The organism is Rhodococcus sp. OK519, assembly GCF_003051005.1.
Classification (GTDB): domain Bacteria; phylum Actinomycetota; class Actinomycetes; order Mycobacteriales; family Mycobacteriaceae; genus Prescottella.
This window is the reverse complement of the sequence record NZ_QAOW01000003.1, coordinates 371,248-397,726: the sequence shown is the minus strand read 5'-3', so window position 1 is coordinate 397,726 and position 26,479 is coordinate 371,248. Positions and strand designations below refer to the sequence as shown.

29 protein-coding genes are annotated in these 26,479 nt (G+C 66.7%); 13 read left to right on the top strand and 16 right to left on the bottom strand.

Annotation, left to right across the window (positions count from 1 at the left end; all coding sequences use genetic code 11):
* Window positions 1-94: 94 nt before the first annotated feature.
* From C8K36_RS11845 to C8K36_RS11825, 5 genes are all read right to left on the bottom strand, one after another.
* Window positions 95-1,942 (bottom strand): cholesterol oxidase substrate-binding domain-containing protein, encoded by a 1,848-nt coding sequence (locus tag C8K36_RS11845; RefSeq protein ID WP_107984667.1) that lies wholly within the window; start codon window positions 1,940-1,942, stop codon window positions 95-97.
* Window positions 1,943-2,046: 104 nt separating this feature from the next.
* Window positions 2,047-2,907, bottom strand: coding sequence for a MaoC/PaaZ C-terminal domain-containing protein (locus C8K36_RS11840; protein WP_107984666.1), 861 nt, complete (start codon window positions 2,905-2,907; stop codon window positions 2,047-2,049).
* A 12-nt stretch (window positions 2,908-2,919) separates the two neighbouring features.
* Window positions 2,920-4,623: a 3-oxosteroid 1-dehydrogenase gene (gene kstD / locus C8K36_RS11835; RefSeq protein WP_181319512.1), complete on the bottom strand. Its 1,704-nt coding sequence runs from the start codon at window positions 4,621-4,623 to the stop codon at window positions 2,920-2,922.
* Between the two features lie 195 nt (window positions 4,624-4,818).
* Complete coding sequence (locus tag C8K36_RS11830) at window positions 4,819-5,172, bottom strand: hypothetical protein (protein WP_107984664.1); 354 nt, start codon at window positions 5,170-5,172, stop codon at window positions 4,819-4,821.
* A complete protein-coding gene (locus C8K36_RS11825) occupies window positions 5,169-6,326 on the bottom strand; it encodes a Rieske 2Fe-2S domain-containing protein (protein WP_107984663.1) in 1,158 nt (385 codons plus the stop codon). The genes C8K36_RS11830 and C8K36_RS11825 overlap by 4 nt, the downstream gene beginning before the upstream one ends.
* 216 nt (window positions 6,327-6,542) lie before the next feature.
* Between C8K36_RS11825 and hsaA the strand changes: the two genes are divergently transcribed.
* The 5 genes from hsaA to C8K36_RS11800 all read left to right on the top strand — a co-directional run bounded on the left by hsaA (window position 6,543) and on the right by C8K36_RS11800 (window position 10,787).
* Window positions 6,543-7,691 carry a 3-hydroxy-9,10-secoandrosta-1,3,5(10)-triene-9,17-dione monooxygenase oxygenase subunit gene (gene hsaA / locus C8K36_RS11820; protein WP_181319525.1) on the top strand — a complete coding sequence of 383 codons (1,149 nt, stop codon included), beginning with the start codon at window positions 6,543-6,545 and terminating at the stop codon, window positions 7,689-7,691.
* A gap of 10 nt (window positions 7,692-7,701) precedes the next feature.
* On the top strand, window positions 7,702-8,577 hold the full coding sequence (hsaD, locus tag C8K36_RS11815; RefSeq protein ID WP_107984661.1) for a 4,5:9,10-diseco-3-hydroxy-5,9,17-trioxoandrosta-1(10),2-diene-4-oate hydrolase: 876 nt from the start codon (window positions 7,702-7,704) through the stop codon (window positions 8,575-8,577).
* Window positions 8,577-9,476, top strand: coding sequence for an iron-dependent extradiol dioxygenase HsaC (hsaC, locus tag C8K36_RS11810; protein WP_107984660.1), 900 nt, complete (start codon window positions 8,577-8,579; stop codon window positions 9,474-9,476). Before hsaD ends, hsaC begins: the two co-directional genes overlap by 1 nt.
* Window positions 9,476-10,087 (top strand): 3-hydroxy-9,10-secoandrosta-1,3,5(10)-triene-9,17-dione monooxygenase reductase subunit, encoded by a 612-nt coding sequence (hsaB, locus tag C8K36_RS11805; protein WP_107984659.1) that lies wholly within the window; start codon window positions 9,476-9,478, stop codon window positions 10,085-10,087. The genes hsaC and hsaB overlap by 1 nt, the downstream gene beginning before the upstream one ends.
* Before the next feature lie 247 nt (window positions 10,088-10,334).
* Window positions 10,335-10,787 carry an SRPBCC family protein gene (locus C8K36_RS11800; RefSeq protein WP_107984658.1) on the top strand — a complete coding sequence of 151 codons (453 nt, stop codon included), beginning with the start codon at window positions 10,335-10,337 and terminating at the stop codon, window positions 10,785-10,787.
* A 57-nt stretch (window positions 10,788-10,844) separates the two neighbouring features.
* Here the strand turns inward: C8K36_RS11800 and C8K36_RS11795 are convergent, their stop codons facing one another.
* From C8K36_RS11795 to C8K36_RS11785, 3 genes are all read right to left on the bottom strand, one after another.
* A complete protein-coding gene (locus C8K36_RS11795) occupies window positions 10,845-12,902 on the bottom strand; it encodes a neutral/alkaline ceramidase (protein ID WP_107984657.1) in 2,058 nt (685 codons plus the stop codon).
* Between the two features lie 112 nt (window positions 12,903-13,014).
* A complete protein-coding gene (locus C8K36_RS11790) occupies window positions 13,015-13,746 on the bottom strand; it encodes an acetoacetate decarboxylase family protein (RefSeq protein WP_107984656.1) in 732 nt (243 codons plus the stop codon).
* A complete protein-coding gene (locus tag C8K36_RS11785) occupies window positions 13,743-14,603 on the bottom strand; it encodes an SDR family oxidoreductase (protein ID WP_107984655.1) in 861 nt (286 codons plus the stop codon). The genes C8K36_RS11790 and C8K36_RS11785 overlap by 4 nt, the downstream gene beginning before the upstream one ends.
* A 119-nt stretch (window positions 14,604-14,722) precedes the next feature.
* On the opposite strand from C8K36_RS11785, the gene C8K36_RS11780 reads away from it, so the two are divergent.
* Entirely contained in the window at window positions 14,723-15,934 is a 1,212-nt protein-coding gene (locus C8K36_RS11780) for a cytochrome P450 (RefSeq protein ID WP_107984810.1), read from the top strand.
* On the opposite strand, the gene C8K36_RS11775 is transcribed toward C8K36_RS11780, so the two are convergent.
* Both C8K36_RS11775 and C8K36_RS11770 read right to left on the bottom strand, forming a co-directional pair.
* Window positions 15,897-16,466, bottom strand: coding sequence for a hypothetical protein (locus tag C8K36_RS11775; protein ID WP_107984654.1), 570 nt, complete (start codon window positions 16,464-16,466; stop codon window positions 15,897-15,899). The genes C8K36_RS11780 and C8K36_RS11775 overlap by 38 nt on opposite strands.
* A 69-nt stretch (window positions 16,467-16,535) precedes the next feature.
* Window positions 16,536-17,012 (bottom strand): MarR family winged helix-turn-helix transcriptional regulator, encoded by a 477-nt coding sequence (locus tag C8K36_RS11770; RefSeq protein WP_107984653.1) that lies wholly within the window; start codon window positions 17,010-17,012, stop codon window positions 16,536-16,538.
* 117 nt (window positions 17,013-17,129) lie between these two features.
* On the opposite strand from C8K36_RS11770, the gene C8K36_RS11765 reads away from it, so the two are divergent.
* Entirely contained in the window at window positions 17,130-18,275 is a 1,146-nt protein-coding gene (locus C8K36_RS11765; protein WP_107984652.1) for an epoxide hydrolase family protein, read from the top strand.
* Here the strand turns inward: C8K36_RS11765 and C8K36_RS11760 are convergent.
* From C8K36_RS11760 to C8K36_RS11750, 3 genes are all read right to left on the bottom strand, one after another.
* Window positions 18,215-18,643 (bottom strand): cupin domain-containing protein, encoded by a 429-nt coding sequence (locus C8K36_RS11760; RefSeq protein ID WP_107984651.1) that lies wholly within the window; start codon window positions 18,641-18,643, stop codon window positions 18,215-18,217. The two genes, C8K36_RS11765 and C8K36_RS11760, sit on opposite strands and share 61 nt — an antisense overlap.
* A 94-nt stretch (window positions 18,644-18,737) precedes the next feature.
* The gene (locus C8K36_RS11755; RefSeq protein WP_107984650.1) at window positions 18,738-19,613 is read right to left on the bottom strand and encodes an aldo/keto reductase; all 876 of its coding nucleotides are present in this window, start codon (window positions 19,611-19,613) and stop codon (window positions 18,738-18,740) included.
* A 41-nt stretch (window positions 19,614-19,654) separates the two neighbouring features.
* Window positions 19,655-20,161: a nuclear transport factor 2 family protein gene (locus C8K36_RS11750; RefSeq protein ID WP_181319511.1), complete on the bottom strand. Its 507-nt coding sequence runs from the start codon at window positions 20,159-20,161 to the stop codon at window positions 19,655-19,657.
* Window positions 20,162-20,280: 119 nt separating this feature from the next.
* Here C8K36_RS11750 and C8K36_RS11745 point away from each other — a divergent pair, with 119 nt between their 5' ends.
* On the top strand, window positions 20,281-21,084 hold the full coding sequence (locus C8K36_RS11745) for an SDR family oxidoreductase (protein ID WP_258195382.1): 804 nt from the start codon (window positions 20,281-20,283) through the stop codon (window positions 21,082-21,084).
* Here the strand turns inward: C8K36_RS11745 and C8K36_RS11740 are convergent.
* The 3 genes from C8K36_RS11740 to cynR form a co-directional block, all read right to left on the bottom strand.
* The gene (locus C8K36_RS11740; RefSeq protein WP_107984809.1) at window positions 21,056-21,706 is read right to left on the bottom strand and encodes a cation transporter; all 651 of its coding nucleotides are present in this window, start codon (window positions 21,704-21,706) and stop codon (window positions 21,056-21,058) included. The genes C8K36_RS11745 and C8K36_RS11740 overlap by 29 nt on opposite strands.
* Window positions 21,706-22,035: an ArsR/SmtB family transcription factor gene (locus tag C8K36_RS11735; protein WP_107984648.1), complete on the bottom strand. Its 330-nt coding sequence runs from the start codon at window positions 22,033-22,035 to the stop codon at window positions 21,706-21,708. Before C8K36_RS11735 ends, C8K36_RS11740 begins: the two co-directional genes overlap by 1 nt.
* Before the next feature lie 64 nt (window positions 22,036-22,099).
* A complete protein-coding gene (gene cynR / locus C8K36_RS11730; protein WP_107984647.1) occupies window positions 22,100-23,053 on the bottom strand; it encodes a transcriptional regulator CynR in 954 nt (317 codons plus the stop codon).
* 125 nt (window positions 23,054-23,178) lie between these two features.
* Between cynR and C8K36_RS11725 the strand changes: the two genes are divergently transcribed.
* From C8K36_RS11725 to C8K36_RS11705, 5 genes are all read left to right on the top strand, one after another.
* Window positions 23,179-23,766, top strand: coding sequence for a carbonic anhydrase (locus C8K36_RS11725; protein ID WP_107984646.1), 588 nt, complete (start codon window positions 23,179-23,181; stop codon window positions 23,764-23,766).
* 62 nt (window positions 23,767-23,828) lie between these two features.
* Window positions 23,829-24,299, top strand: a complete 471-nt coding sequence (cynS, locus tag C8K36_RS11720; protein ID WP_107984807.1) for a cyanase — start codon at window positions 23,829-23,831, stop codon at window positions 24,297-24,299.
* Window positions 24,300-24,402: 103 nt separating this feature from the next.
* Window positions 24,403-24,870 (top strand): nucleoside deaminase, encoded by a 468-nt coding sequence (locus C8K36_RS11715; RefSeq protein ID WP_107984645.1) that lies wholly within the window; start codon window positions 24,403-24,405, stop codon window positions 24,868-24,870.
* 58 nt (window positions 24,871-24,928) lie between these two features.
* A complete protein-coding gene (locus C8K36_RS11710; RefSeq protein ID WP_107984644.1) occupies window positions 24,929-25,741 on the top strand; it encodes an HAD family hydrolase in 813 nt (270 codons plus the stop codon).
* A 90-nt stretch (window positions 25,742-25,831) separates the two neighbouring features.
* On the top strand, window positions 25,832-26,476 hold the full coding sequence (locus C8K36_RS11705; RefSeq protein ID WP_107984643.1) for a ScbR family autoregulator-binding transcription factor: 645 nt from the start codon (window positions 25,832-25,834) through the stop codon (window positions 26,474-26,476).
* The last annotated feature ends 3 nt before the right edge of the window (window positions 26,477-26,479 follow it).

Here is a 26,479-nt window from a genome sequence, read left to right as displayed (position 1 = left end):
ACGCCGACGCAGAACACCCGGCGCACGACGACGCCGGCGGTGCCGCGTGGTTACGCAGGCACCACCGGCGTCGGTGGAGCAGGATCGGGCTACCCTACGGCAGCAGCTGATCCATGAAGCCGTTGCTGAAGATGCGGTGCGGGTCTATCTCGTTGAACCGCGCCCGGGCGGTGTCCCAGTTCTCGGTGGCCGGCACGCCCTCGAGGTAGGTGGCCCGCATCTTGTTCGTGACGATGTCGGCGTCGGTGTACGGGTCGGGGCCGAACGCCCAGCCCTTCGACCACTCGGGACGGAACGTGGCGTCGTTGTTGTTGTAGTGCGTCCGCATCCACTGCTCCATCTCCCGATAGAACTCGAACATGCCGGGGGTGCCTGGAACGCCGAGAACGTTCAGCCAGATGGCGACGTCCCACTCGGGGTGGTCGGGACGCGGGCGGGTAGCCGAAATGGTCGGCGGGCCGGCCGACGGCACCTGGACGTCCGCGGGCTGGTCCAGGCCGCAGCAGCGGATCTCGACCGGGCCGTTGAGCGGGAACTCGCCCTTGGCGCGGTAGAACTCGATGCGCTCGTTGAACCACACGGTGAAGTCGTGGATCACCGTCGCGATATTGGCACGGCTCGTGACGACGGCGCCGCCGCCCTCGGTGAGCCGCAGCGTCGTGGCCTTGATGTAGAACTGCACATCCTTCGACCAGCCCCAGATGTCGTAGGCGTTGGTCGCGGACAACCCGGCGACGGTGGTGCCGTACATCACGGGCCCGAAGAGCGGCGCGATTCCGGGATTACCGGCGTTCATCGCACCGATCATGTCGGTGATCGGCTCCGGCAGGTTGTCGGAGAAGATGTAGTTGTAGGGCCCCGTGACCTCACGAGACTGCGGCGGCTTTCCGACGAGGGAGGCGCTTCCGGTGGCGCTGCCGACCACGTGCGACTCTTCCGGCCTGGTCGGCGAGTTCGACCAGACCTTCATCCAGGGGTTCTCGGTGAACGGGTACCAAATGGCCTCGGCGCGACCGCTTTCGGCGATGAACTTCTCGAAGGTGCGACCCGGGGTGCCCTTTGCTGCGAACAACTCCCGCCAAGGGATGTCGGTGTAGCTCTGGCACCGCTGGCGAACGTTCGGGCCGGCCTGCATCGTCACCGAGGTGAGGAAACAGCGCCCGAGGTTGGTGAGCATCGGGGTGATATCGGGGTCGTTGCGCTGGTACGTCTTCAGGGCGTACGCATTCGCGTTCGCGTCCCACACCACCGCGGTGAGCGAGGTGACGAGGTTGCTCAGCGAGCCGAACGTGTGGCCCGCGACGGGCGCCTCGCCGTCGGCGGGCAGTGCCGCGCCGTGGGCGTTGACCGCGAGGGCACCGCCGATCGACAGCACGCCCGGCGCCGGCAGGTTGGCCCAGCCGAGGTTGTGCGTCTGCAGTTCGGTGACGATGGCCTCGATGCTGGCGCCGGCGTCGGCGGTGACCGTGGCCGGGCTACCGCCCGCGTTCACCGCGACACTGTTGAGGTGCGTCATGGTGTCGGCGAGGATCACCTTGTCGACGTTCGAGCCGTGCACGACGGTGAGCGGGGTCCAGCCGTGCATCGCGCCGCGCGGACGGATCTTGTACCCGTTGTCGTGCGCCCAATTGACAAGGACGACCACGTCCTGCGCCGTCTTGGGGGAGCAGACCCACGTGGCGTCCAGCATGATCTCCTTGGACCAGTTCTGGTACGCCTGCTGGAAAAGTGCGATCCCGTTCGGGAAGTTCGGCGGCGTCGGGAGCGGCGCGACCGGGCCGGACGATCCGAGCGATCCGAGGGAAGCGGTGGAACCGGCCGGAACCGCGAAGGCCGGGGTCCAGCCACCGAGTGCGCCGGCCGCCAGCACGCCGGCGCCCGCGGCGCCCGCGGCAAGGAATCCTCGCCGGGACAGCCGCAACTGCTCGTCGTTGAGCGTCATTCGTGTACTCCAAGTTGTGTGAGGGGAAAGAAGTACGGTGCGGATACTCCCGGTCGGGCCGACGCGATTGCCGACCCGACCGGTACAGCTGTGTGCGGACGTCGCTAGGCGACAGTGAGCACGACGTCGGCCAGAGCCGGCGAGTCGTCGCGCTCGGGAACGGTTGCAGAGATCAGCAGTTGGTCACCGTCGCGCCACATTCGCGTCCGAAGCGATTCGCCGGGGAAGACTACCCCGGCGAAACGCGCGCGAAATCCCTTGACGCGGCTGGCATCACCGTCGAGCACGGTGTCGGTAGCCGCCTTGCAGACGATCCCGTAGGTGCACAGTCCATGCAGAATAGGCGCAGGGAAGCCCGCCGCGGTCGCAAATGCCGGATCTGAGTGCAATGGGTTCCTGTCGCCGCACATCCGGTACAGGAGCGCCTGCTGCGGCAGTACCTGCGAGATCGACTCGAAATCCGGTGTCCTGTCGGGCAACGCGACGGATTCGGACGGGCCTCGTTCACCCCCGAAACCACCCTCGCCGCGCGCGAAGATGGACGAGCGGGCCGTCCACAGCGGCGAACCGTCGAGCGCGACCGTGGCCGACTCCTGCACGATCACCGCCGCTTTGCCCTTGTCCCACACCTCGACGATCCGCGTCGTGGTCCGCGCCGACCCACTCGCCGGAATCGGCTGGTGGACGGTTACTTCCTGGCTTCCGTGGACGACCTTGCCCAGGTCGATCTCGACGCCGGGGAACGAGACCCGCGGCGCCTCGGTCGCGTGGATGTTCGCGACGACAGTCGCGAACGTCGGCAGTACCTGCGGCTTGGCGTCATCGAGGTAGTGCAACTCGCGCGGGTCGAGTGGGCTTGCGCCCACACCGATTCCGAGGTGGTACAGCTGCACGTCCGAGGGCGTCCAGGAGAATTCCTGGGCCGGTAGCTCGGCTCCGATCGCGATCGACGGATCGATGGGCACTGGCGTCTCCTGTCAGTTCGTCACGGACGGCGCTGTGGCACGGGCGCGGTCCGCGATGTCGAGAACCGCGAGGTAGGCGAAGGTCATCGCCGGTCCGATGGTCGCGCCCGGTCCGGCGTACGTGTGCCCCATGACCGGTGAGCTGCAGTTGCCGGCCGCGTACAGGCCCTCGATCACCGAGCCGTCCTCGCGCAGCGCGCGGCCGTCGACGTCGGTGCGGATGCCGCCCTTGGTCCCGAGGTCGCCGGGCACCATTTTGATCGCGTAGAACGGCGCCTTGCTGATCTCCCCGAGGCTGGGGTTCTTCAGGCGGGGATCACCGTAGTAGTGGTCGTAGCCGCTGTCTCCGCGACCGAAGTCCTCGTCCTTGCCGTTGCGGGCGAAGCCGTTGAACCGCTCGACGGTCGAGGCGAGGGTGTCGGCCGGCAGCCCGGTCTTCTCGGCGAGCTCGGCGATCGTGTTCGCCTTGACGACCACGCCGGCCTTGAGCCAGCGTCCCGGGAACGGCGAGCGGGGCGTGATGCCCGCGAACGTGTACCGGTTGCGGTAACGCTGGTCGAGGATCATCCAGGTGGGGATGTTCTCGCCCGGGCCCTCGCCGTGGCCGTACTTGCCGCCGTACATCATGTGCGTCGCCTCGACGTACGGTGCGGCCTCGTTGCCGAAGCGCTTGCCGCGGGTGTTGACCATCATGCAGCCCGGCAGGGTGCGCTCGGACAGCGCGAACCACGGGCCGCCCGTGAGTGGAATCGACGGACCCCACCACGAGTCCTCCATGAACTCGACTGCCGCACCCAGTTTCTGGCCGGCGGCGATGCCGTCACCGGTATTGGCCTTGGCGCCGACGGTCCATTCGGTGCCGATCGGGGCGCGCTGGTACTTCTTGCGCATCTCGTCGTTGTGCTCGAACCCTCCGGAGCCCAGCACGACGCCGTGACGCGCGCGGATGATCTGCTCGGTGGGTCCGTCGGGGCCGTCGATGAGCACCTTCACGCCGCGAACCGCGCCGTCCTCGGTGTACAGCTCGGTGAGTGGGGTGTTCAGCAGGATCGGGACACCGGCGTCGCGCAGGCCGATTCGCATGCCGGCCATGAGCGCCTGACCGCGGACGAGCAGGTCCTTGCCACGGGCCTTGGCCGCCAGGAATCGCATGCCGACCTTCATCGCGCGCACTGGGCCGCGGCGGTTGCGCATCAGCAGGTTGAGCCAGCGGTAGTCGGCCTGCGTGATGACGAAGTTTCGCGGCGCCTTCACGTAGTCGGGCTCGAGGTTGTCGCGGTCGTCGCCGAGGCGGTTGCCGTCGAACGGAACCGGTTCGACCGACCGGCCGCCGAGACGCCCACCGGGGGCCTCGGGGTAGTAGTCCGAGTAGTCCTGCACCCACTGCAGTTCGAGTGCGCTGTTCTTCAGGACGAACGACAGCATCTCCGGGCCACGGTCGATGTAGGTGTCGATCTTCGCGGGATCGACGACGTCCCCGATGATGCCGTGGAGGTAGGTCCGCGCGGCGTCGACGGTGTCGGTGACGCCGTCCCGCTTCAGCACCTCGTTGTTGGGGATCCAGACGCCTCCGCCCGACCGCGCGGACGAGCCGCCGTAGTGGGCGGCCTTCTCGATCACGACTGCACTGAGCCCCTTGTGTGCTGCGGTCAGGGCTGCGGTCATGCCGGCAGCGCCGCTGCCGACGACGACGATGTCGTATTCCTGCTTGCTCATGTAGAACACGTTATAGAACGAGGTGCGTGCCAGTCCATGCTTTCTGCCAGGAAGTATTGACGAAGCTTTGCCGTAGCTTCAGGGGTAAACGAACACCTGTTGCAGCCGTCGGCACGTGCGTGGAGGCGAGCGGGGTGCTCCGGAACACGGCGAGGCCCCGGACGACGATTCGTCCGGGGCCTCGCCGTTTCACGATCAGCTGGCGGATTTGGTCGGCAGATCTTCCTCGACCTCGAGAATGCCCTCCATCACTGCGTGCTGGATGCTGCTGAGCATGCGCGGGCAGGTCTGGCGTGACCCGGTGCGCCCGCCGGCGCCCGCGAACTCGGGACAGACCTGAGCGGGGTCGCCCTGCCACTGGATGCTGGTGTGCTTGAAGCTGTTCTTCCGGACGAGCACACACGTGCCGCATGCGCGGCACTCCACCTCTTGCAGCCCCTGCTCGAGATAGGTGTGCTGGTCGACGACGGTCTGTGCGCGGACGGCCTCGACCCGAGCCGGGCTGTCGGCGTAGTTCGGGGCCTTGGCCCAGGTCGAGGTCATCGTCACACTCCCGTCTTGTGCTCGGCCGCCTCGGCGGCCGCCTTCTCTTCCGCCTGGCGTGCCAGGTTCGCGTCGACCTCGCGCTGCCAGGCCTCGACGGCCTTGGTGGTGTCGATCTCGAACTCGAAGCGCTGCGTCGCCTTCTCGTCGATGTCGGCGACGTCCACGTAGAACTGGTCGTACCAGCGACGCAGCTGGTAGACCGGGCCGTCCTCCTCGCAGAGCAGCGGATTCTCGATCTTGGTCTTGTTCTTCCAGATCGCGACGTCCTGCTCGAAGCCCATGGCGACGCCCTCGGTGAACTTCGTCGCCAGCTTGTCGCTGGTGGCGTCGTCGAGGCCCTTCGGCTTCTGCACGGCCACGCCGTACATCAGCACGAAGGAGTCCTGGCTGACCGGGTAGTGGCAGTTGATCAGGATGCTCTCGACCTTGTAGCCGCTGTAGTTGTTGTGCAGCCAGTTGACCATGTAGGACGGCCCGAAGTACGACGCCTCCGAGTCCAGCACCGAATCGCCGTACTGGGTGCCCATGCTCCCGACGTCGGGACGGCCGTGGTTCTGCAGGAACTGCGACGCGATGTGGCCCTCGAAGACGTTCTTGAAGTACTTCGGAAAGCCGAAGTGAACGTAGAAGAAGTGCGCCATGTCGACCACGTTGTCGACGATCTCGCGGCAGTTGGAACCCTCGACGAGGATGCGGTTCCACTTCCAGTCGGTCCACTCGTCGGTGAACACCTCCGGCAGGCGCGGAATCGTGACGTCGTCCGGCGGGGGGTTGCCCTCCGGGTCGTTCCAGATGAACAGCTGCTTGTTCTCCTGCAGCGTGACCCACGTGCGGGTGCGCGCGATCGGCGGCACGCGCCGGGCATAGGGGATGTCGGTGCACTTGCCGTTGCCGCCCCAGCGCCAGTCGTGGAACGGGCACGCGACCGAGTCGCCCTTGATCTCGCCCTGGCTGAGGTCCCCACCCATGTGCCGGCAGTACGCGTCGAGAACGTGGAGCTTGTCCTGGCTGTCCGCGAAGACCACCAGCTTGGTGCCGAATGCCTCCACGGCGTGCGGCTTGCCGTCGAGGAACTCGCTCTCCAGTCCGATGCAGTGCCAACCGCGTGCGAAACGCGTCTGCGGAGCTCCCACATCGATCTCACGAATCTGCGCCATGAGTACCTCACATCCCTTCTAGCTGTTGCTAGAACACGTTATAGAACTTCGACGGATTCCGCTAGATTTCCTGAGCTCTGTATCGGCAACGACTTCGCATAACCAGTGGAATTGCCGATTCCTCGACACGGAAGAGAACGTGTTCTAGTCTCAGGGAAAGTGAACATCGATTACAGACGGGAGCGTCCAGTGGGTGACCATGACAGCCACGAGGTGATGCAGCGGATCGACGCGCTACTGCCGGTGCTGCGTGAACGCGCGCAGGAGACCGAGGACCTGCGCCGAATCCCCGACGAGTCCATCAAGGCACTCCAGGAGACCGGATTCTTCCGGTTGGTCCAGCCGAAGCAGTGGGGCGGTCTCGAGACGGATCCCGTCACCTTCTACACCGCGGTCCGCAACATCGCGAGCGCGTGTGGGTCCACCGGATGGGTCGCCGGCATCCTCGGCATCCACAACTGGCACCTCGCGTTGTTCGATCAGCAGGCCCAGGAAGACGTGTGGGGCAAGGACACCGACGTCCGGATCTCGTCGTCGTACGCGCCGATGGGTGCGGGCGAAGCGATCGAGGGGGGCTACAAGGTCAACGGTGCGTGGGCCTGGTCGTCGGGCTCCGATCACGCCTCGTGGGTCGTCGTCGGTGGTCCGGTCATCAAGGACGGCCGCCCTGTCGACTTCGGCAGCTTCCTGATCCCGCGCGAGGACTACGAGATCGACGACGTGTGGAACGTCGTGGGCCTGCGCGGCACCGGCAGCAACACCGTCGTCGTCAAGGACGTGTTCGTGCCGCGTCACCGCTTCCTGAGCTTCAAGGCGATGAGCGACCTGACCGCACCGGGTCTGCAGCAGAACACGGCTCCCGTCTACAAGATGCCGTGGGGCACCATTCATCCCACCACCATCTCCAGCCCGATCGTCGGCATGGCTTACGGCGCCTACGAGGCCCACGTCGAGCACCAGGGCAAGCGCGTGCGCGCCGCTTACGCCGGTGAGAAGGCGAAGGACGACCCGTTCGCCAAGATCCGGATCGCGGAGGCGTCCAGTGACATCGACGCCGCGTGGCGTCAGCTGTCGGGCAATGTCGCCGACGAGTACGCATGCCTGCTCGCCGGCGAGCAGGTGCCGATGGAACTGCGTCTGCGCGCCCGCCGCGACCAGGTCCGCGCCACCGGGCGGGCCATCGCCTCGATCGATCTGCTGTTCGAGAACTCCGGGGCCACGGCGCTCGCGAACGGCACTCCGATCCAGCGCTTCTGGCGCGACGCGCACGCCGGTCGCGTGCATGCCGCCAACGACGCCGAGCGTGCGTACGTGATGTTCGGTGGTGCCGAGTTCGGCCTGCCGCTCACCGACACGATGGTCTAGGGGGCGGCACATGACGGCAACCGAAGAACTCACGTACGAATCGACCTCTCGTTTCGCGCAGGTCCGCGACGACCTGAAGCTGCACTACCACGAGGCGGGCGTCGGCAACGGCCCCACGATCGTGCTGCTGCACGGCGGTGGGCCCGGCGCGTCGTCGTGGTCCAACTTCGCCAAGAACATTCCCGTTCTGGCGCAGCAGTTCCATGTGCTCGCGGTCGACCAGCCCGGCTACGGCAAGTCCGACAAGCCGAACGAGCACCCGCAGTACTTCGTCCACAGCGCGTCAGCCCTGAAGGATCTGCTCGACACGCTCGGCATCACCGACCGCGTTCATCTGCTGGGTAATTCACTCGGCGGCGGTGCCGCGGTCCGGTTCGCGCTCGACTATCCGGACCGTGCCGGACGCCTGGTCCTCATGGGCCCCGGGGGGCTGAGCGTCAACCTGTTCGCGCCGGACCCCACCGAGGGCGTTCGCAATCTCGGCAAGTTCGCGTACCAGCCCACGCGCGAGAACCTCGAGGCGTTCCTGCGCATCATGGTGTTCGACCAGAATCTGATTACCGACCAACTGATCGACGAGCGGTTTGCTGCGGCAAGCTCTCCGGAGTCACTCGCCGCGGCCAAGGCGATGGGCAAGTCGTTCGCGAGTTCGGACTTCGAACTCGGCATGCTGTGGCGCGACGCGTACAAGCTGCGCCAGCGGGTCCTGCTGATCTGGGGCCGCGAGGACCGCGTCAACCCGATCGACGGTGCGCTGGTGGCACTGAAGATGATTCCGCGTGTGCAGCTGCACGTGTTCGGCGGCTGCGGCCACTGGGCGCAACTCGAGAAGTTCGACGAGTTCAACCGACTCGCAGGCGACTTCCTGCTCGAAGGAGGCAACTGATGAGTATCCGTTCACTCGCTTACCTGCGCATCGAGGCGACCGACATGGCCGCCTGGCGCGAGTACGGACTCAAGGTCCTCGGCATGATCGAGGGCAAGGGCGCCAACCCCGACAACCTGTACCTGCGCATGGACGACTACCCGGCACGCCTCGTCATCGTGCCCGGCGAGCGTGACGGGCTCTACGCCACCGGCTGGGAGTGCGCCAACGCCGAAGGGCTGCAGGAGATTCGTGAGCGGCTGGCCAAGGCCGACTGGGAGTTCGAGGAGGGCACCAAGGACGAGGCGGCCGAGCGCAACGTCGTCGAGTTCATCAAGTGCCGTGATGCCTCGGGTTCCCGCCTGGAGGTGTTCCACACCGTCGCGCTGCAGCATCGACGCATCGTGAGCCCGTACGGGCACAAGTTCGTCACCGGCGAGCAGGGCCTGGGGCACGTGGTGCTCGCGACCAAGGACGACGAGGCGGACCTCGAGTTCTACCGCGACGTGCTCGGCTTCAAGCTGCGCGACTCGATGCGTCTGCCTCCGCAGGTCGTCGGGCGTCCGGCGGACGGTGAGCCGGCCTGGCTGCGCTTCCTCGGCTGCAACCCGCGGCACCACAGCCTCGCGTTCGCGCCGCTGCCGAACCCCTCGGGGATCGTGCACCTCATGGTCGAGGTCGAGAACTCCGACGACGTCGGACTGTGCCTCGACCGCGCGCTCCGCAAGAATGTGAAGATGTCGGCGACGCTCGGTCGCCACGTCAACGATCTGATGCTCTCGTTCTACATGAAGACCCCGGGTGGCTTCGACGTCGAATTCGGTTGTGAGGGACTCGAAGTCGAGGACGACAAGTGGATCGCGAAGGAGAGCACCGCGGTGAGTCTGTGGGGACACGACTTCACGGTGGGGTTCAAGTAGTGTCGCCCCACGAGACGCCGACGGCCGGAACCGGTGCGGAGATCGATCCGCGCCAGTTCCGGTCCGTGCTCGGACAGTTCTGTACCGGCGTCACGATCATCACCACGATGGGTGCCGGCACCGCCGGCGGAGTCGATGACGGTGCTCCCGTCGGCTTCGCGTGCCAGTCGTTCGCGGCGCTGTCCCTCGATCCGCCGCTCGTGCTGTTCTGCCCCACCAAGGCGTCTCGTTCGTGGACGGCCATCGAGCGGTCCGGCCGCTTCGCCGTCAACGTCCTGGCCGAGGAGCAGCAGTCCACCTGTGCGCGTTTCGGCTCGCGTGAGCCCGACAAGTTCGCTGGAATCGACTGGACGCCATCTCCGTTGGGGTCACCGATCCTCACCGGATCGCTCGCGCATATCGACTGCACGGTCGAGACGGTGCACGACGGCGGTGACCACTTCGTGGTGTTCGGTCGGGTGCATTCGATGAGCGAGATCAAGACCGAGCGGCCACTGCTGTTCTATCGCGGCCAGTACACCGGCATCGAACCGGACAAGACCGTGCCGGCGAAGTGGCGGGACGACCTCGAGGCGTTCCTCACGACCGCCAGCGAGGACACCTGGCTGTAGCAAGACCCGGGGGGATGGGGAAGGGCTGAAGGGTCCCTTCGTGCGCTGACCGCGCACGGAGGGACCCTTCACCCTTATGAGGGGGCCTTCAAAAGCGCGGGGTACAGGGATAGAATCGAGGGTGATGCACGTGCGGTCGCCGCGGAGAGTCTCGCGAATGCGACTGTGCGAGTGTTTCATCGGCGCGGGTGCGCCAACCTCATGCGTGACGCGTCGACCATTGTCGCGAGTCGAGGATGTGAGTTTCATGGCCAAGACGCTCAGGACGGAAGAGACGATCGTCATCAACCGGCCTGTCGCCGAGGTGTTCGAGTACCTGACGAACCCCGAGAACGGCACCGAATGGGCAAGCAACATAGTCGAATACAAGACGGTTTCAGGCTCGCGTGACGAGGTCGGCGCGGTCTTCGCGTTGACGGCGCGGGTTGCCGGCGCACACATTCATGCAACGGAGGCGATCGTCGACTACGAGGCGAACAAGCGGATCGGACTCGAATCCAGGGAATCGAAGATCGGATACACGCGTGAACTGGACTTCGACAGCGACGGTGACGGCGCCACCAAGGTGACGTTCCGGCAGGACGGCGAGGAGGGTTCCGGCCTCTTCAAGTTCGCCGATGCCATCGCGCAGAAGTTGTATGCCCGAGACGTGCGCGGAAACCTGGAGAATGCCAAGGAGATTCTGGAGTCCAGCAGCTGAAGGGCCCCGTCGGACGCTGCGGGCGCACGACGGGACCCTTCAGTGGGTGAGGGGGGATTAGCGGACGGCGAACTCGGCGGAGGTTCCGGTAAGCGCGAACACCGCACCCTCCGGGTTCTTCCAGTTGCCGAAGTGCTGGATCCGGTACGTGCCCGACGGGGTGCCTGCTGGCACATCCCACGTGATGCGGGCGATAGACGCGTTGAGGCCGTCGCGCCGCCAGTGGTACTTGGTGGACCAGTCTCCGTCGTCGGCGCTGCGCACCCAGCGGTCGGCCTCCCGTCGCTGCACCTCGAAATACGTTCCGCGACGGTGTAGATCGTTCTTGGGATGGCCGGTGACGAACTCGACAGCCACTTGCTCCCCGGCGCCGATGCTGCCGGCGGGCTGCACCAGGACGTCGCCGAAGTTGCGGCCGGGCAGCGGTGCGTCGAAGGGGAACTCGCGCCCGAAGCCGGGCTGGAAGCCGGACAGGTCGCGCGGCGCAGGTCCGCGCGGGACGTCGGCCCCGGTCTTCATCGCCGCGGCCAGTTCCGCGAAACCCTGCTGGTACGCGGGAAGGGTGTTGCGCCCGAACAGGGTCGAGCCGCCCTCGTACTGCTGCGCGTCGTACTCCTCGGGCGTGGTGCAGTAGCTCGAGTAGGCGTTGGCGTAGCCGTTGAAGATGACGTTCTCGAGCGGGACACCGAGTTCCGCGGCGACGGTGCGCCGGATGCGCAGGCCGGAGACGATGGTGAACTCGGCGGGGCCGCCGACGACATAGACGTCGCCGATCCGGATGATCTGGATCTTGAGCACGTGCGGCACCCAGCCGTCCGGAGGCAGCAGGCCGACGGGCACCAGCACCAGTTTGGGCGCCTGTGCGTCGGCGAGCCACTGCGGCGTCGGAGTGTCGATACCGCCGAGTGCATCGATCATCGGATTACGGGTGCCCTCGGTGAAGATGTCGATGGCCGGGCCGTCCTCGGTGCTGCCCGCGGCCATTGCCGCGCCCACGCAGGCCGGCGCGGTGCGGCGGACCTGGCCGTCGGACGTGTACTTGCCGTCCACCACCTGGTTCGCCATGTCCAGGTAGAGGATTCGACTGTCGATCGTGGTCGACGACAGGGGGGCGGCCTTCTTGAAGGCCTCGCGGGCGGCGGCCACCTGGCGCTCGCCGATGATGCGGGTGTTCTCGACGTCGTCAGCGGTGGGGCCGTGGCCGGGCTCGAGATCCAGGTTGGGGGACATGTCGCCGGTGTTGGTCTGCGGGAAGCAGGCGACGAATCCGGGCTTGCCGTCGAGGTAGCGGACCCCGGCGACGTCGTGCTCCCAGAAGTAGGCGGCGGCACCCTTGTTGTCACCCGAGATCAGATGGTTCTTGTTGGTGAGCGACGCACCGTGCGTGGGGAACCAGCCGATGCCGCCGACGTTGTCGCCGCCCTGGCTGATCCGGAGCACCCGCATCGCGGTGTCGATGCCCAGCGGGTAGTAGTCCCTGTCGTGCTGCGGGTTCCGATCGAATGCGACGCGCGAACGATTCACGCTCGCGTCCTTCAGTTCGCTGCGCCCGTATGCGACGGTGCCCGCGGCAAGGTTGTCGTGCGCCGCGACGATCGCCTCGACCACGCCGTCGACCTCGGCGTCGAACACCTGAGGCTGGAAGCCCAGCGTCGCGAGGCTGTATGCGTAGTCCTGCGAGGCACCGCCGCATGCGGCGTGCGAGTGCACGGCCGTGAGCATCACGTTCTTCTCGGTGTAGAGGTTGCCGTACTTCGCGGCGAGGCGCGCGAGCACGGCGTCGTGCACGGCCTGGAAGACCATGCAGGTGTCGGCGCAGGTGTAGACGACGCGGTTGTCGTCGGCGTCGGCGAAGACGTAGGCCCGCACGCGGGTCCGCTGATGCAGGCCCTCGGCGCGCTGGTCGAACTGCGAATAGCCCATCATCCCGTTCTCGGCGACCGGGCCCGTCATGTCGGACAGGCCGACGCCGACCCGGAATCCCTGGTCGGGCGCGGATCTGCGGGCCGGCGCGGGGGCGGAGCGGGGCTGAGCTGAAGCGGTCGAGCTGGCTAGGGCTGCGAGCGCCGGTGCGGCCGCGGCTCCGGCCAGCACGCTGCGTCGACTGATCGTCACGACGTAATCCTTTGCGCGAGGTAGAGAATCGAACTTGATCAAGCGTCCAAGTCTTCAGCACACACCAGACGGTCTGGATTCGCAAGAGCCGGGCCCCGAGTGTCACGGAGTATCAGACTGTGGCCGCGTCCCCGAAGGTCATCTGCAGGTCCGGGATGGTGGTGGTCGCCAACGCCCGGCGCGGTAGTCCGAGCGAGCGCAGTTCGTCGGCGATCGGGTGGTCGCCGAGTCGTAGATCGGCGCCGCCGAGTCGTGTCCGGACTCCGGTCGGGCTCATGTCCCACGACGTGTGCCGGGTGACGCCGTCGAGGTGGGAGTACGCCTCGAGTGACGTGTTGGCACCGCGACCCGGCGTCGGGATGCCCTGCTTGACGGTCAGTTCCGCGATGAGGTGCCCGTCCTGGCTGACCCTGCCGCGGCGGAGGTCGCTGACGTGGTCGGTCTCGAACTCGGCCATGATCTTGGGGAACCCCCAGATGCCGCGTCCGGCGGCGAGCGTGAACTCGCCGTCGACGGGCAACTGGTGGATCAGTGCTCCGGCATTGCCCGTCGCCAGTGAACGCAGATCTGCCGGGACGGATGTCCGCCCGGTCCGGCGGTGATTGCGCACCATGAACGTGACACCGAATTCGTTGTACGGCCCCAGATCGCCGTCGATGTAGTCGACGAACACCAGACCACACAGCCCGCGTCCGCGGCGCCACTGCAGGATCTCGAGACCCGTGTGGTCGATCAGCTTCTGCGCTGCCTCCGTCGGAACCGAGTACATCGCCATGAACGCGGTCGCGGTCCGGATCTGCACCGGCATGTCGACCTGCTTGCCGAGCACCTGATGGAAACTCACTGCGATACCACTCCTCGTAGTCCGTCTGCGCCGTAGACCTGTTCGAGCATCGACGTGAAGTCCGGTCCGCGCCGCAGCATCTGTCCGCCGTCGACGTTGACGAGCTGCCCGGTGATCCAGGTGGACTGTGGGCCCAGCAGGAACAGTGCGAGTCCGGCGATGTCGTCGACCTCGCCGACCCGGCCCAGGGGAGTGCACGCCAGGTAGTCGTCGAGGATCGGCCCGCCGTCGGTGATCATCGCGACCAGGTCGGTGCGGGTGAGGCCGGGGCGGATGCCGTTGACGCGAACGTTGCTGGCGCCCAACTCGTCGGCGGCAAGCTGCACCAGGTGATCGACACCCGACTTGGATACCCCGTAGGCGCCGAACCAGCGGTGCGTGTTGCTGGCCGCGATCGAGGAGATTGCGACGATGGACCCGCCGCCGGCCGCGACGAGTGCCCGCGCGCCGTGCTTGATGGTGAGCATCGTGCCGGTGACGTTGAGGTCGACGGTCCTGCGCCACGCCTCGGTGTCGAGCTGGGTGATGGGCGCGATCGTCTCGTTGCCGCCCGCACACGCGACGACGCCGTCGAGCCGTCCGGTCGTCTCGATCGCCCGCGCGACGGCGCCTTCGACGTCGCCCTCGTCCGTGACGTCGGCGGCGACGGTGGAAACGGACCCGCCCGCCGCGAACGCTCCGGTCGCGGCGATCTTCTCCGCCGCTGTCGTCAGCTTGTCGGCGCTGCGGCCACAGATCGTGACGTGCGCGCCGGCCGTGACGAGGGCCTGCGCGATCCCCAGGCCGATACCGCTGCCGCCTCCGGTGACCAGGACCGATCTGCCGGTGAATGCGCCGGCGTCCGCCTCCGAACCCATCACGTCTCCCCTCGTGTGTTCGATACCCCGCCGATCGTAGGAACAAGTTCTACTATCGGGGCAGGTTTGGGTGATTGTCGAGGCTTTCCGGTTCGTCCGTTCGGATGAAGGAGCATGCGATGACGATCGTGAACGACACAGATCTGCTCGACGGCCGCTTCTATGCGGGCGGGTCGGGCGATCCCCGCGCGGCATACGCGTGGATGCGAAGCAATCAACCGGTGTTCCGTGACCGGAACGGCATGGCGGCCGCGGCGTCGTACGCCGCGCTGATCGCCGCCGAGCGCGACCCGGGACTGTTCTCCAATGCCGGGGGGATCCGTCCGGAGACCGGGCCACTGCCGCAGATGATCGACATGGACGACCCCGCACATCTGCAGCGGCGCCGCCTGGTGAACACCGGCTTCACTCGCAAGAAGGTGGAGGCGAAGATCGGCCGGATCCGCGAGATCTGCGACCAGTTGATCGACGCGGTATGCGAGAAGGGGGAGTGCGACTTCGTCGCCGACCTGGCGGCGCCGCTACCGATGGCGGTGATCGGCGACATGCTCGGAGTCCGGCCCGAGGAGCGGGAGACCTTCCTGCGCTGGTCGGACGATCTGGTGAAGGCGTTGGGCAGCAACGCTACCGACGAGCAGCTGAAGGCGATGATGGATGCATACGTCGCGTTCAACGAGTACACCTTCCGCACCATCGCCGAGCGGCGCAAGGAGCCGGCCGACGACCTCATCAGCATTCTCGTGCACGCCGAGATCGACGGTCAGCGCCTCGACGACCAGGAGATCGTCAACGAGTCGCTGCTGATCCTCATCGGCGGTGACGAGACCACCCGTCACGTCCTGAGCGGCGGGATGGAGCAGTTGCTGCGGCACGACGATCAGCGTGATCGGCTGGTGGCCGAGCCGTCGGGCATTCCGATCGCGGTCGAGGAGATGCTGCGGTGGTCCTCGCCCATCAAGAACATGGCCCGCATCGTCACCCGCGACACCACATTCTTCGGGACCGATCTGGTTCAGGGCGAGAAGATGCTACTGCTGTTCGAGTCGGCGAACTTCGACGAGACCGTGTTCGACGATCCCGAGCGCTTCGACATCGGCCGATCACCGAACCCGCACGTGGCCTTCGGTTTCGGCACCCACTTCTGTCTCGGCAACCAGCTTGCTCGGCTCGAGGGCGTGATGATGTTCGAGCGACTGCTCGCCCGCCTGCCCGACATGGCTCTCGCAACAAGCGGCCCGGTGCCGCGCCGGGCGGCGAACTTCGTGTCCGGGATCGAGGAGATGCCGGTGAAGTTCACGGCGGCGGCGCCGCAACCGGAATCATGTGGCTGATCGTCTCGGTGACCGGTAGGGCGCGGATCGCGTTGATCGCGACCCACTTGTACTCACCGCACTCGCCGGTGGGGAGTTCTGGGCGCATTGCGAGACCCTGTGTGTCGACGAGCCAGACGATCGGGGGAGTCATCTGATCGATGTAGCAGGTTCGTTGGTCGACGCCGTTGATTCGCGTTGTCTTCAATGGATCGGTAGGCAGTTCGTACCCGGCGAGAACCGCGCTCAGGTCGCCCTGCCGATGTTCCTCGATCCACGTCGCGTTCTCATCGGTGCCGTCAGAGCCCTCGCACGTGACGACGCGAACCGGTTCGAAATCGTCTGGGATGGAGGTTGGCTCGGGTGCGGGGGGCGCACTGCCCACCAATCCAGCGCTCGCAAGCAGATTGCCGGCCAGGCACGTCGGTTCCACCAACCCCGGGATGGTGGGAGGTGGGGCCGGCTCGGCTGTGTCGTCGGTATCGCCCGACGAACCGCAGCCCGCGGTCAATCCGATGGCCAACAATCCCACGATGATTCTCGAAGCCCCCATATCGGGCACCCTACGGATCGGGTGTCGCGAACGAGGACAAACGAGCGAACCGCGGTGAGCGTCAGGCGCTCAGCGCTTCGTCTCGCGAACGTCGGACAGCGCCGCGTGATGTGCCAGCAGCTTGGACAGTAGCCCGGTCAGCTGCCCTCGCTCCTCGGGCGACAGCGGCGCCAGCAGTTCGTCCTGGGATTCGGCCAGCCGCTTCTCCAGCCGTCGCAGCTGGCGCTTGCCCGCGGTGGTCAGGGAGATGACATTGCGCCGCCGATCGGTGGCATCCGGAGTGCGCTCGACCAGATCGCGATCGGCCAGCTCGTTGATCGCGGCGACCACATCGCTGGCGTGGATACCGCTGCGCCGGCCCAGCTCGGCCTGGCTGGCCGGGCCGGACTCCTCGAGCGTCGCCAGCAGTCGGTAATGGAAGCCGCGGGCGTCCACGGACGAAAACCCCTCGGCCACCACACGATGTGCATGGTGTGCGGTTTGGGTGATCTGCCAACTGGGCAGGGCCTGCCACTTGGCGGGTGTCTCTTCGGATGGGCGCTCCATGCGGCGAAGTCTAGTCGAATCGTTAGATGCCTGAACGATTGTGGTGTTATCGTTCGTGCAATAAACGTTTATGTGATGAACGTTTGTACGCGAACGAGGTTCTCCGGAGGAGGCACCATGATCGAACCGTTCCGCATCGAGATCCCTCAGGCCGATCTCGACGACCTGGCAGACCGGCTCGCCCGCACCCGATGGCCCAACGAGGTCGCCGACGCCGGATCGGACTACGGCTTCCCGCTGGCGCGGCTCCGGGAACTGGCCGAGCACTGGCGCAGCCGCTACGACTGGCGCGCACGCGAGGCCGAACTGAACGAGCTTCCGCATTTCACCACCGAGATCGACGGCCAGAACATCCATTTCGTGCATGTCCGGTCCTCGAAGCCCGACGCGCTTGCACTGATCCTCACCCACGGCTGGCCCGGCTCGTTCCTGGAGTTCCTCGAGGTGATCGAGCCGTTGTCGCGGGACTTCCATCTGGTGATTCCGTCCATCCCCGGATACGGATTCTCCGGGCCGACCCACGAGCGTGGTTGGGACATCGTCCGGGTCGCGCGGGCGTGGGCCGAGCTGATGCGTCGTCTCGGATACGAGCGCTACGGCGCGCAGGGTGGCGACTTCGGCGCGGGCATCTCGACGGCGCTCGGTGCGGTGGCGACCGAGCAGGTCGTCGGAGTACACGTCAACTACTTGCCGACCCGGCCGGACCCGGGCGCTGGCGTCGAATTGTCCGCAACCGACGAAGCTCGACTGGACAAGATCAGGCACCTGATGACGAATCGCCCTCCCTACCAGGCGCTCCAGGCCAGCGCCCCGCAGACGATCGGTTATGCACTCACCGATTCGCCGGTCGGTCAGTTGGCGTGGATAGCCGAGCGGTTCGCGCAATGGACGGACCCGCGTTCACCCGTCAGCGACGACCGGATCCTCACCGACGTCTCGCTGTACTGGCTGACCGCCACCGCGGCGTCCTCGGCGCGCCTGCACCGAGACGCTCCCCGGCGGATCGAGCCGTGCCCGGTTCCGCTCGGCGTCGCGGTGTTCGCACACGACATCACGCAATCGGTCCGACCACTGGCTGAGCGTCTGTACGACATCAGGCACTGGTCGGAGTTCGAACGCGGTGGTCACTTTGCCGCGATGGAGGTGCCAGGCCTGCTCGCCGACGACATCCGAGAGTTCTTCCTCACCAGCATTGCCGGCGACTACGCGCAGGCCGGCGCCGTGGCGTCCTCCGACATCGGCTTGCCGGACGGGAGCACGTAGAGCACGTGCAGGACCATCGGCGTCGGCCCGATATTGCGGCCCATGTGGACGTAGTCGTTGCCGCTGGGCTCGACGATGGTGCCGCCGGCGTTGTAGATGCCGTCGGTGGTGCAATCCGACTTGTAGTGCGTCAGTGTGCCTTCCGTGACGATGCCGTACAGCATGCCGTCGTGAAAGTGCCAGCCCGTCGTGCCGTTCGGTGCGATCGTGATCTTGCGCAGGATGTAGTCCTTGTCGCCGACCGTCGCCTGGGCGATGATCTCGCCCGTGACGCCCTCGCTCGGGGTCGCCGCGGCGGTCGCCGGCATCAGGCCCAAGGTGAGGGCGGCGGCGGTCGCGGCGAGAGCAATCCGATACTGGCGGCGCATGGTGGTCCTTTCCCGAACCTGACAAGGTGCGAGAACATAGTGCGCGGACACCGGCCGCCGTGGTGGAGTTTTCGCGAAGGTATGGGCTTTTGCCCTACTTCGGCGCCCCGAGATTCATCTCGTCCGGATGGAATCCGACCCGCACACCGTCGTCGAGCGTCGCGATATCGGCGATGTCCTGATCGGTGAGTTCGAAGTCGAACACGTCGATGTTCTGTGCGATGCGATTGTCGTGCACGGACTTCGGAATGACGATGAGTCCGTTCTGCAGGTGCCAGCGGATGAGCACCTGGGCGGGGGACTTGCTGTGCCGCTCGCCGACACGGGCGACGACGGGGTCGTCGAGCAGCGTGTTGGGCTTGGACGAGTCTCCCCATCCGGAGTTGCTGGTGCCGCCGAGCGGACTCCACGACTCGACGGCGATGCCGTGCAGGGCCGCGAAGTCGCGGATCGCATGCTGGGGGAGATGCGGGTGTAACTCCACCTGGTCGACGGCGGGGAGCAGGCCGCCGCGGTCGACGAGTTCCTGCAGGTGGTGTGGTTCGAAGTTGCATACCCCGACGGCCTTGGCGCGGCCTGATTCGGCGATCTTCTCCATCGCGTCCCACGTGCGCAGTCGGGTGTCCTGGTCCTGCAGCGGCCAGTGGATCAGGTACAGGTCGACGTAGTCGAGGCCGAGGCGGGACAGGCTGGCGTCGAACGCCGCCAGTGCCGGTTCGTAGCCCTGATCGGAGTTCCACAGCTTGGTGGTGACGAAGATGTCCTCGCGCGGCACCGCGGATCCGGTGACGCCGCGTCCGACGCCTTCCTCGTTCCCGTACGCGGAGGCGGTGTCGATGTGCCGATAGCCGGCGTCGTCGAGCGCGAAGCGGACGGCGTGCTCGGTCTCGTCGTTGGTGGCCTGCCAGACGCCCAGGCCGAGCTGGGGGATGACGGTTCCCGAATTCAGGGTGATCTCTGGAGTGGTCATGGGTTCCAGGCTAGGAGCGTTTCCGTTCGGGTGCCGATTAGTCAGGCGCCCTTCGCGGGTGGTTCCGACCACATGTGCGACAGGAACTCGAAGCTCGGGACGTCGTCGAGCGAGATCATCGACTCGTAGATCCGCTCGTACGACGTGCGAGCGATCCGCCAGCGGCCGTCGTCGTCGCGGCGGTAGCTGTCCCGGTAGTAGCCCGCGCCGCGGATGAGGCACCGCGCCGCGGAAACGATGACGGTGTCCTCGAAAGCCCACGTGCCCTCGGCCGCGGACCCCGTAACCGTGATCTCCGGGTGGTGGGCGAAGTGCACCGAGGTGATCGCCGGAGTCAACGCCTTCCGCATGAAGCCGACAAGGGCGTCGCGGCTCTCGAACACCAGCGGCCTGCTCAGGGCGTGCGTCCCGTACTCGGCGACGACATCGTGCGCGAGCGTGTCGGCGAAATCGTCCCAGCGCTTGAGGTCCAGCATGCGGAAGTACCGGTACTTGAGCTGCCGGATGTCCTCGAGGGCGTCGAGTTCTTCTGGTGAGCGGGCGGTCATCCGCGGAGCATCACACAGGGGGTCGTACGCCAGGAGCGATTCCACGGAATTCGTTCGGGCGCCGATAATCCCGGTCGGTGAGAACCGGAACTCGAGTGATCTTGCCGGACTGTCACCATATGCGGACTGTCGGAGTGGAGGATGCGATGGACCTCGGTGTGGAGCAGTTCGGGTTGTCTGGGCGGACGGCCCTGGTGACGGGCGCGGGCCGGGGGGTGGGCGCGGGCATCGCGCACGTCCTCGCGGCGGCGGGAGCGACGGTGGCCGTCAACGATCTCCATGCCGACCGTGCCGGGTCGGTGGTCGACGCGATCACCGGGGCCGGGGGAGCAGCGGTGGCGTGCCCGTTCGACGTCACCGACACCGGTGCCACCGCGGCCGCGCTGGCGAGTCTTGCGGATGACGTGGGCGATGTCGACATCCTCGTCCACAACGCCGGCGTCCCCGACGGCGGCGGCCGGCCGAACAAGTTCGTCGACATGCCGCCCGCGGACTGGCAACTGCAAATCGACCTGAATCTGGCGGCGATGATGCGCATCGTCCAGGCCGTGCTGCCTCGTCAACTCGAGAACGGTTGGGGCCGGATCGTCCAGATCTCGTCGGGGGCGTCGTCCCGGGGGCTGCCGATCGGGGTCGCCGCGTACGGCGCCGCAAAGGCAGGATCGGAGGCGCTGATCCGGCATCTCGGTGTCGAGTGCGGACCGAACGGAGTCACCGCCAACGCGCTGGCGCTGGGACTGATGGAGGGACTGGGTCGCGCCGACGATCCCCAGGTGCAGAAAATGATTCGACAGGTCCCGATCGGTCGGCTCGGTACGGGCGCCGACGTCGGCGCGGCGATCCTGTGGCTGTGCAGCGAGGCCGGCGGACTGGTGAATGCTCAGGTGATCCACCTCAACGGTGGCACTGTGTTCGGTCGCTGACGGGCGCGCAGCACGCGTCGCCTTTCCACGCCTCGCGGCCCTCGCGCACCGCCACGGCAGCGATGACGAGCGCCGCGACCGGGTCGGCCCAGGACCACCCGAGCAGGCTGTTGAGCAGCAAGCCGGCCAACAGGACGCCGGACAGGTACGTGCACAGCAGGGTCTGCTTCGAATCCGCCACCGCGGAAAGAGATCCCAGCTCCCGTCCGGTGCGGCGCTGGGTCCACGACAGCACCGGCATGATGACGAGGCTGGCCGCGGCCAGCGCGATGCCGACCGTCGAGTGGCTCGCCTCGCCGACGCCGAACAGTGCCCGCACGGAGTCGACGGCGACGTATGCGGCGAGAGCGAAGAACGAGAAGGCGATGATGCGCAGCGCCACCCGCTCACGGGACTCGGGATCGCGTCCGGAGAACTGCCAAGCGACGGCCGCCGCCGACGACACCTCGATCACCGAGTCCAGGCCGAAGCCGATGAGCGCCGTCGACGACACCCGGGCGCCCTCCGTCAACGCGACCGCGGCCTCGACGACGTTGTAGGCAATGGTCGCGGCGACCAGCCAGCGGATCCGGCGGGCGAGGGTCGCCCGGCGATCCGGTGACACCGCCACACCGGATGACATCAGCAGCAACCGTCGGTGGCGGCATCCGGGCAGCACGCCGGATCGACCGCCAGCACGAGCCCCAGCAGGTCGCCCAGCGCGTGGCCGATCCGTGGGTCGGCGATTTCGTAGCGGCTGCGGCGGCCCTCCGGCACTGCGACCACCAGGCCGCAGCCACGCAGGCAGGCAAGGTGATTGGAGACGGTCTGCCGCGACACCCCGATGGTGTCGGCGAGATCGGACGGGTAGCCCGGGGCCGAACGCAGGCTCAGCAGGATCTGCGCGCGCGTCGGGTCGGACAGCGCATAGCCGAAGCGGGCAAGGGCGTCGCGATGAACCAGCGTCTCCACGAACTAATAGTACATCCAATTCTGTATTCAGAAATGAATGTATTGAATCGTCGTTCGTTCGACATCACCGCGAAAGTGACTCGGGCGAACCGTTTCCGGATGGCGGATCGGCTCGAGGCGGGGTGTAGCGGCGGGCGTGAACGAGGTCGAGGGTGAGCTGCGTGAAGGCGCGGGCGGCCGCGCTGCGATAGGCGCCGTGCCGGTCCAGGAGAGAGACGGTGCGGGTGGGCAGCGGCGGGTCGAGTGGGACGGGGGTGAGGTGGGAGTGATCGTGGGTGACGGCGTCGGGTAGGACGGTGGCCAGGGGGGTGCGTTGGACGATTTCGGTGAGGGCCTGGATGGAGTTGGCCTCAACCGTGATGCGGGGGGTGATGCTGTGGTCGGCGAGATAGGCGTCGATGTAGCTCCGGGTGGCGAAGTCGCCGCTGAGCAGCGCCAGTTCTGTATCCGTCAGGGCCTGCGCCGGTAAGGGTTTCGCGATCGCCGGGGTCGGTGACGTTTTGGTGACGAGGCTCAGGGTTTCGGTGAACAACGGGGTGGCGCTGATGCCGGGTAGGTGACGGCCGGCAAATGCGATTCCGAGGTCCAGTTCGTCGGCGAGTAGGGCGGCTTCGATATGGTCCTGCGTCGTTTCGGTGAGCGTCAGGCTGATGCCGGGGTGGTGGGTGTGGAGTTCGGCGGTGAGCGGGCCGACGAGGTACGCGGTGAACGTGGGGGTGACGCCCAGGCGTAGGTGACCGCGGGACAGGTTCTGGACGTCGTGGACGGCGCGTTCGGCGGTGTCCAGGTCGCGTAGTGCGCGACGGGCGTGGTCGATGTAGACGACACCGGCATCGGTGAGTCGTACCGTGCGGCCGGTGCGGTCGAGTAGCTGCACACCCACCGTCTTCTCCAGTTGCTTGATCTGCTGGGAGAGCGTGGGCTGGGAGATGTGCAGGTCTTCGGCGGCGCGTGTGAAGTTGCCGTGTTCGGCGACGGCGAGCAGGTAGCGCAGGTGACGCAGTTCGAGGGCGGCCATGGAACTCACTATAGATGGAAACTATTGCCTCAATAAATATTGAGTCTTGGACACTATAGGCGCAGGTCATGCAGAGTGGATTTCGTCAGCCCGTCGGGGCGGACCACCACCGAAGGGAGTGACCCATGCAGGATCTCACCGAGGGCATCGCCCGTTTTCAGAAGGACGTTTTCCCGGCGAAGACGGAGCTCTTCGCTCACCTGGCCACCCATCACACGCCGCACACGCTGTTCATCGGCTGCTCCGATGCCCGTGTCGTTCCCGAGCTGATCACCGGCGCCGAGCCTGGTGACCTGTTCGTCATCCGCACCGCCGGCAACCTGGTACCCGCCTACACCCCCGACGCCGACGGGGTGGCGGCGAGCATCGAATACGCAGTCGCGACGCTCGGGGTGAGGGACATCGTCCTCTGCGGTCACTCCGCCTGCGGCGCGATGACCGCACTCGCACGGAGTCACGACCTGAGCGGCGCTCCGGCGGTCGCTGCCTGGCTGCGGCACGCGGACGCCTCTCGGGCCCGCACCACCGCCGCAGGCGACGTTCCCGATTTGGTACGCCAGAACGTGCTCGCGCAGCTGGCGAATCTGACCACCCATCCCTCGGTCGCCCGCGCCCTGGCAGAGCAGCAGCTCACCCTTCACGGCTGGGTCTTCGACATCGCCACCGGCCGAGTCGAGGAACTGGCGACCACCGGCTCCGCGCTGGCGGCTTGACCGCCACCCACTTGCCACCTCACGTCGTGAAGTGGTCCATCGAAGAGAAGGAAGTTCCGATCATGATGCACGCCCAGTTCGACCCCACCGCCCGTCAGGCCATCGCCACCGCCGCGGTCGACGCCAAGATCCGAAAGAACCTCTCCTGGCAGCAGATCGCCGACGCTTCCGGACTGTCGGTGGCCTTCACCACCGCTGCCGTCCTCGGCCAGCACCCGTTGCCGGAGAAGTCCGCCGAGGCGGTCGTCCAGCTGCTGGGCTTGGACGACGAAGCGACACTGCTGCTCCAGGCCGTCCCGACTCGCGGCTCGATCCCCGGCGGCATCCCCACCGACCCGACGATCTACCGCTTCTACGAGATGCTGCAGGTCTACGGCACCACGCTCAAGGCCCTGGTCCACGAGCAGTTCGGCGACGGCATCATCTCCGCGATCAACTTCAAACTCGACGTGCAGAAGGTCGCCGATCCTGAAGGCGGCGAGCGGGCCGTCATCACATTGGACGGCAAGTACCTGCCGACCAAGCCGTTCTGATCCGACGGCGAGTCGGCGTCACAGACAGGCGGCAACGGGGTGGGCCGGAACCAGCCTTCCGGCCCACCCCGCCCGTGCCCCCCTTCCACTTCCGGAGAATTCCATGGACTTCGTCCAGCGCACCATCGACATAGCCCGCCAGAACGTCGCGGAGGGCGGGCGACCGTTCGCAACCGTCATCGTCAAGGACGGCAAGATCCTCGCCGAGAGCCCCAACAAGGTAGTCCAGACCGGCGACCCCACCGCCCATGCGGAGATCCTCGCCATCCGCGAGGCATGCACCAGGGCGGGCACCGAGCACCTGACCGGTACCACCATCTACGTTCTTGCCCACCCCTGTCCGATGTGCCTGGGATCGCTGTACTACTGCTCCCCGGACGAGGTCGTCTTCCTCACCACTCGCGAGGATTACGCGCCCTACTACGTGGACGACCGCAAGTACTTCGAACTCGCCACGTTCTACGACGAGTTCGCCAAGTCCTGGCAGGACCGCCGGCTGCCCATGCGCTACCAGCCGCGTGAGGACGCCGTCGACGTCTACCGGTCCTGGCAGGAGGTGAACTCGGCATGATCTGTCGCCCCGCGCCGGCTGAGTGGGCGCCACGGCACGGTGCTGGGATCATTCACACGTGACGCGAATCAGACTGGTGGCCTCCGACCTCGACGGGACCCTGCTGCGGTCCGACCGAACGGTGTCGCCGCGGACGGCGCGGGCGATGGCGGCCGCGCGTGACGCCGGAATCGAGGTGGTGTGGGCGACCGCGCGTGCCCGGCACTCGGTGGACGCCCTGGCGCGGTCGTGCGGCTTCCGTGGGGAGGCGATCTGCGCCAACGGCGCCGTCACCCTGGACCTTGCCGACGGCACACCCGAGATCACCGGCACCGTCTCGATCGAGGTCACCGAGGCGCTCGCGGCGATGGAACGTGTCCGCACGCTCGTGCCGGGGGCGGTGTTCGCCAACGTCGGGCCGACGACGTTCGTGGCCGAACCCGAGTACGCGGCGCTGTGCGACTACGCCGACCACCATCGCACGCTCGACGAGATGATCCTCGAGGAGCGACTGCCGCGAATGGGCGAGCCGATGGTCAAGATCGTCGCGCGGCATCCCGAGATGCCCAGCCGCGAGTTGTACCGGCTCGCGGTCGCGGCGGGGGTGGACGGCGTCGAGCTGACCCACTCGGGTGCGCCGTACATCGAGATGGCGGCGACGGGGGTGTCCAAGGCCAGTGCCCTCGCCCGGTTGTGCGCGACGAGAGGCCTCACGGCCGAGGAAGTTGCGGTGATCGGGGATGCGGTGAACGACATCCCGATGCTTCTCTGGGGTGGAACCGCGCTGTGCCCGGAGAACGCGCTACCCGAGGTCCGTGCGCTCGCGGACCGGGTGCTGCCGTCGAACGACGACGACGGCGTCGCCCGATACCTCGAAGAACTCCTCGCCTGACCAGGATTGGTTCGGGAATTACTCTGGCCCGATCCCTCGTCGTCGGCAATGATGCATTGTCGGTATATGTGAGACGAAGGGTGCTGCTGGATGCTCAAGCAGGAACGGGCGGTGATCACGCGACAGCAGATCGTCAACGGTGCCGCGGAGATGTTCGACCGCGTCGGATACGAGCGGGCCAGCCTCGCGGAAATAGTCGAATTGTCCGGAATTACCAAGGGCGCGCTCTACTTCCACTTCAAGTCGAAGGACGAGTTGGCGACCGTGGTCATCGACGAGCAGCACGCGATATCGATGAAGGCAGTCGAGTCCATCATGTCGTCGGGCGCTCCGGCGCTCGATCGGCTGGTGATGCTCTGCTACGAGATGGGCCGGCAGATGGTCGAGGACCCGATCGTGCGCGCCGGCATCCGGCTCACGTTGGAGATGAGCGCCGACGGCGGCCCCCGGAGGCCGTACGCGGACTGGATCGACGCGTGTGAGGAGGTGTCTCGTGCCGGCATCGAGGAGGGCGACGTCGTCGAGACGGTCGAGCCGTCGGAACTGGGCCGCTTCATCGTCGGCGCCTTTACCGGGGTCCAGTTGGTCTCCAACGTGCTGACAGGCCGCGAGGACCTGTACGAGCGCATCGACCAGATGCTGTCGTTCCTCTTACCGGGGATCATGGCGCCGCGCCGCCGGTACAAGATCGAACGGATTCGCGAGGCTCGCTGGACGTCGCAGGCCGAGGTCTGAAAC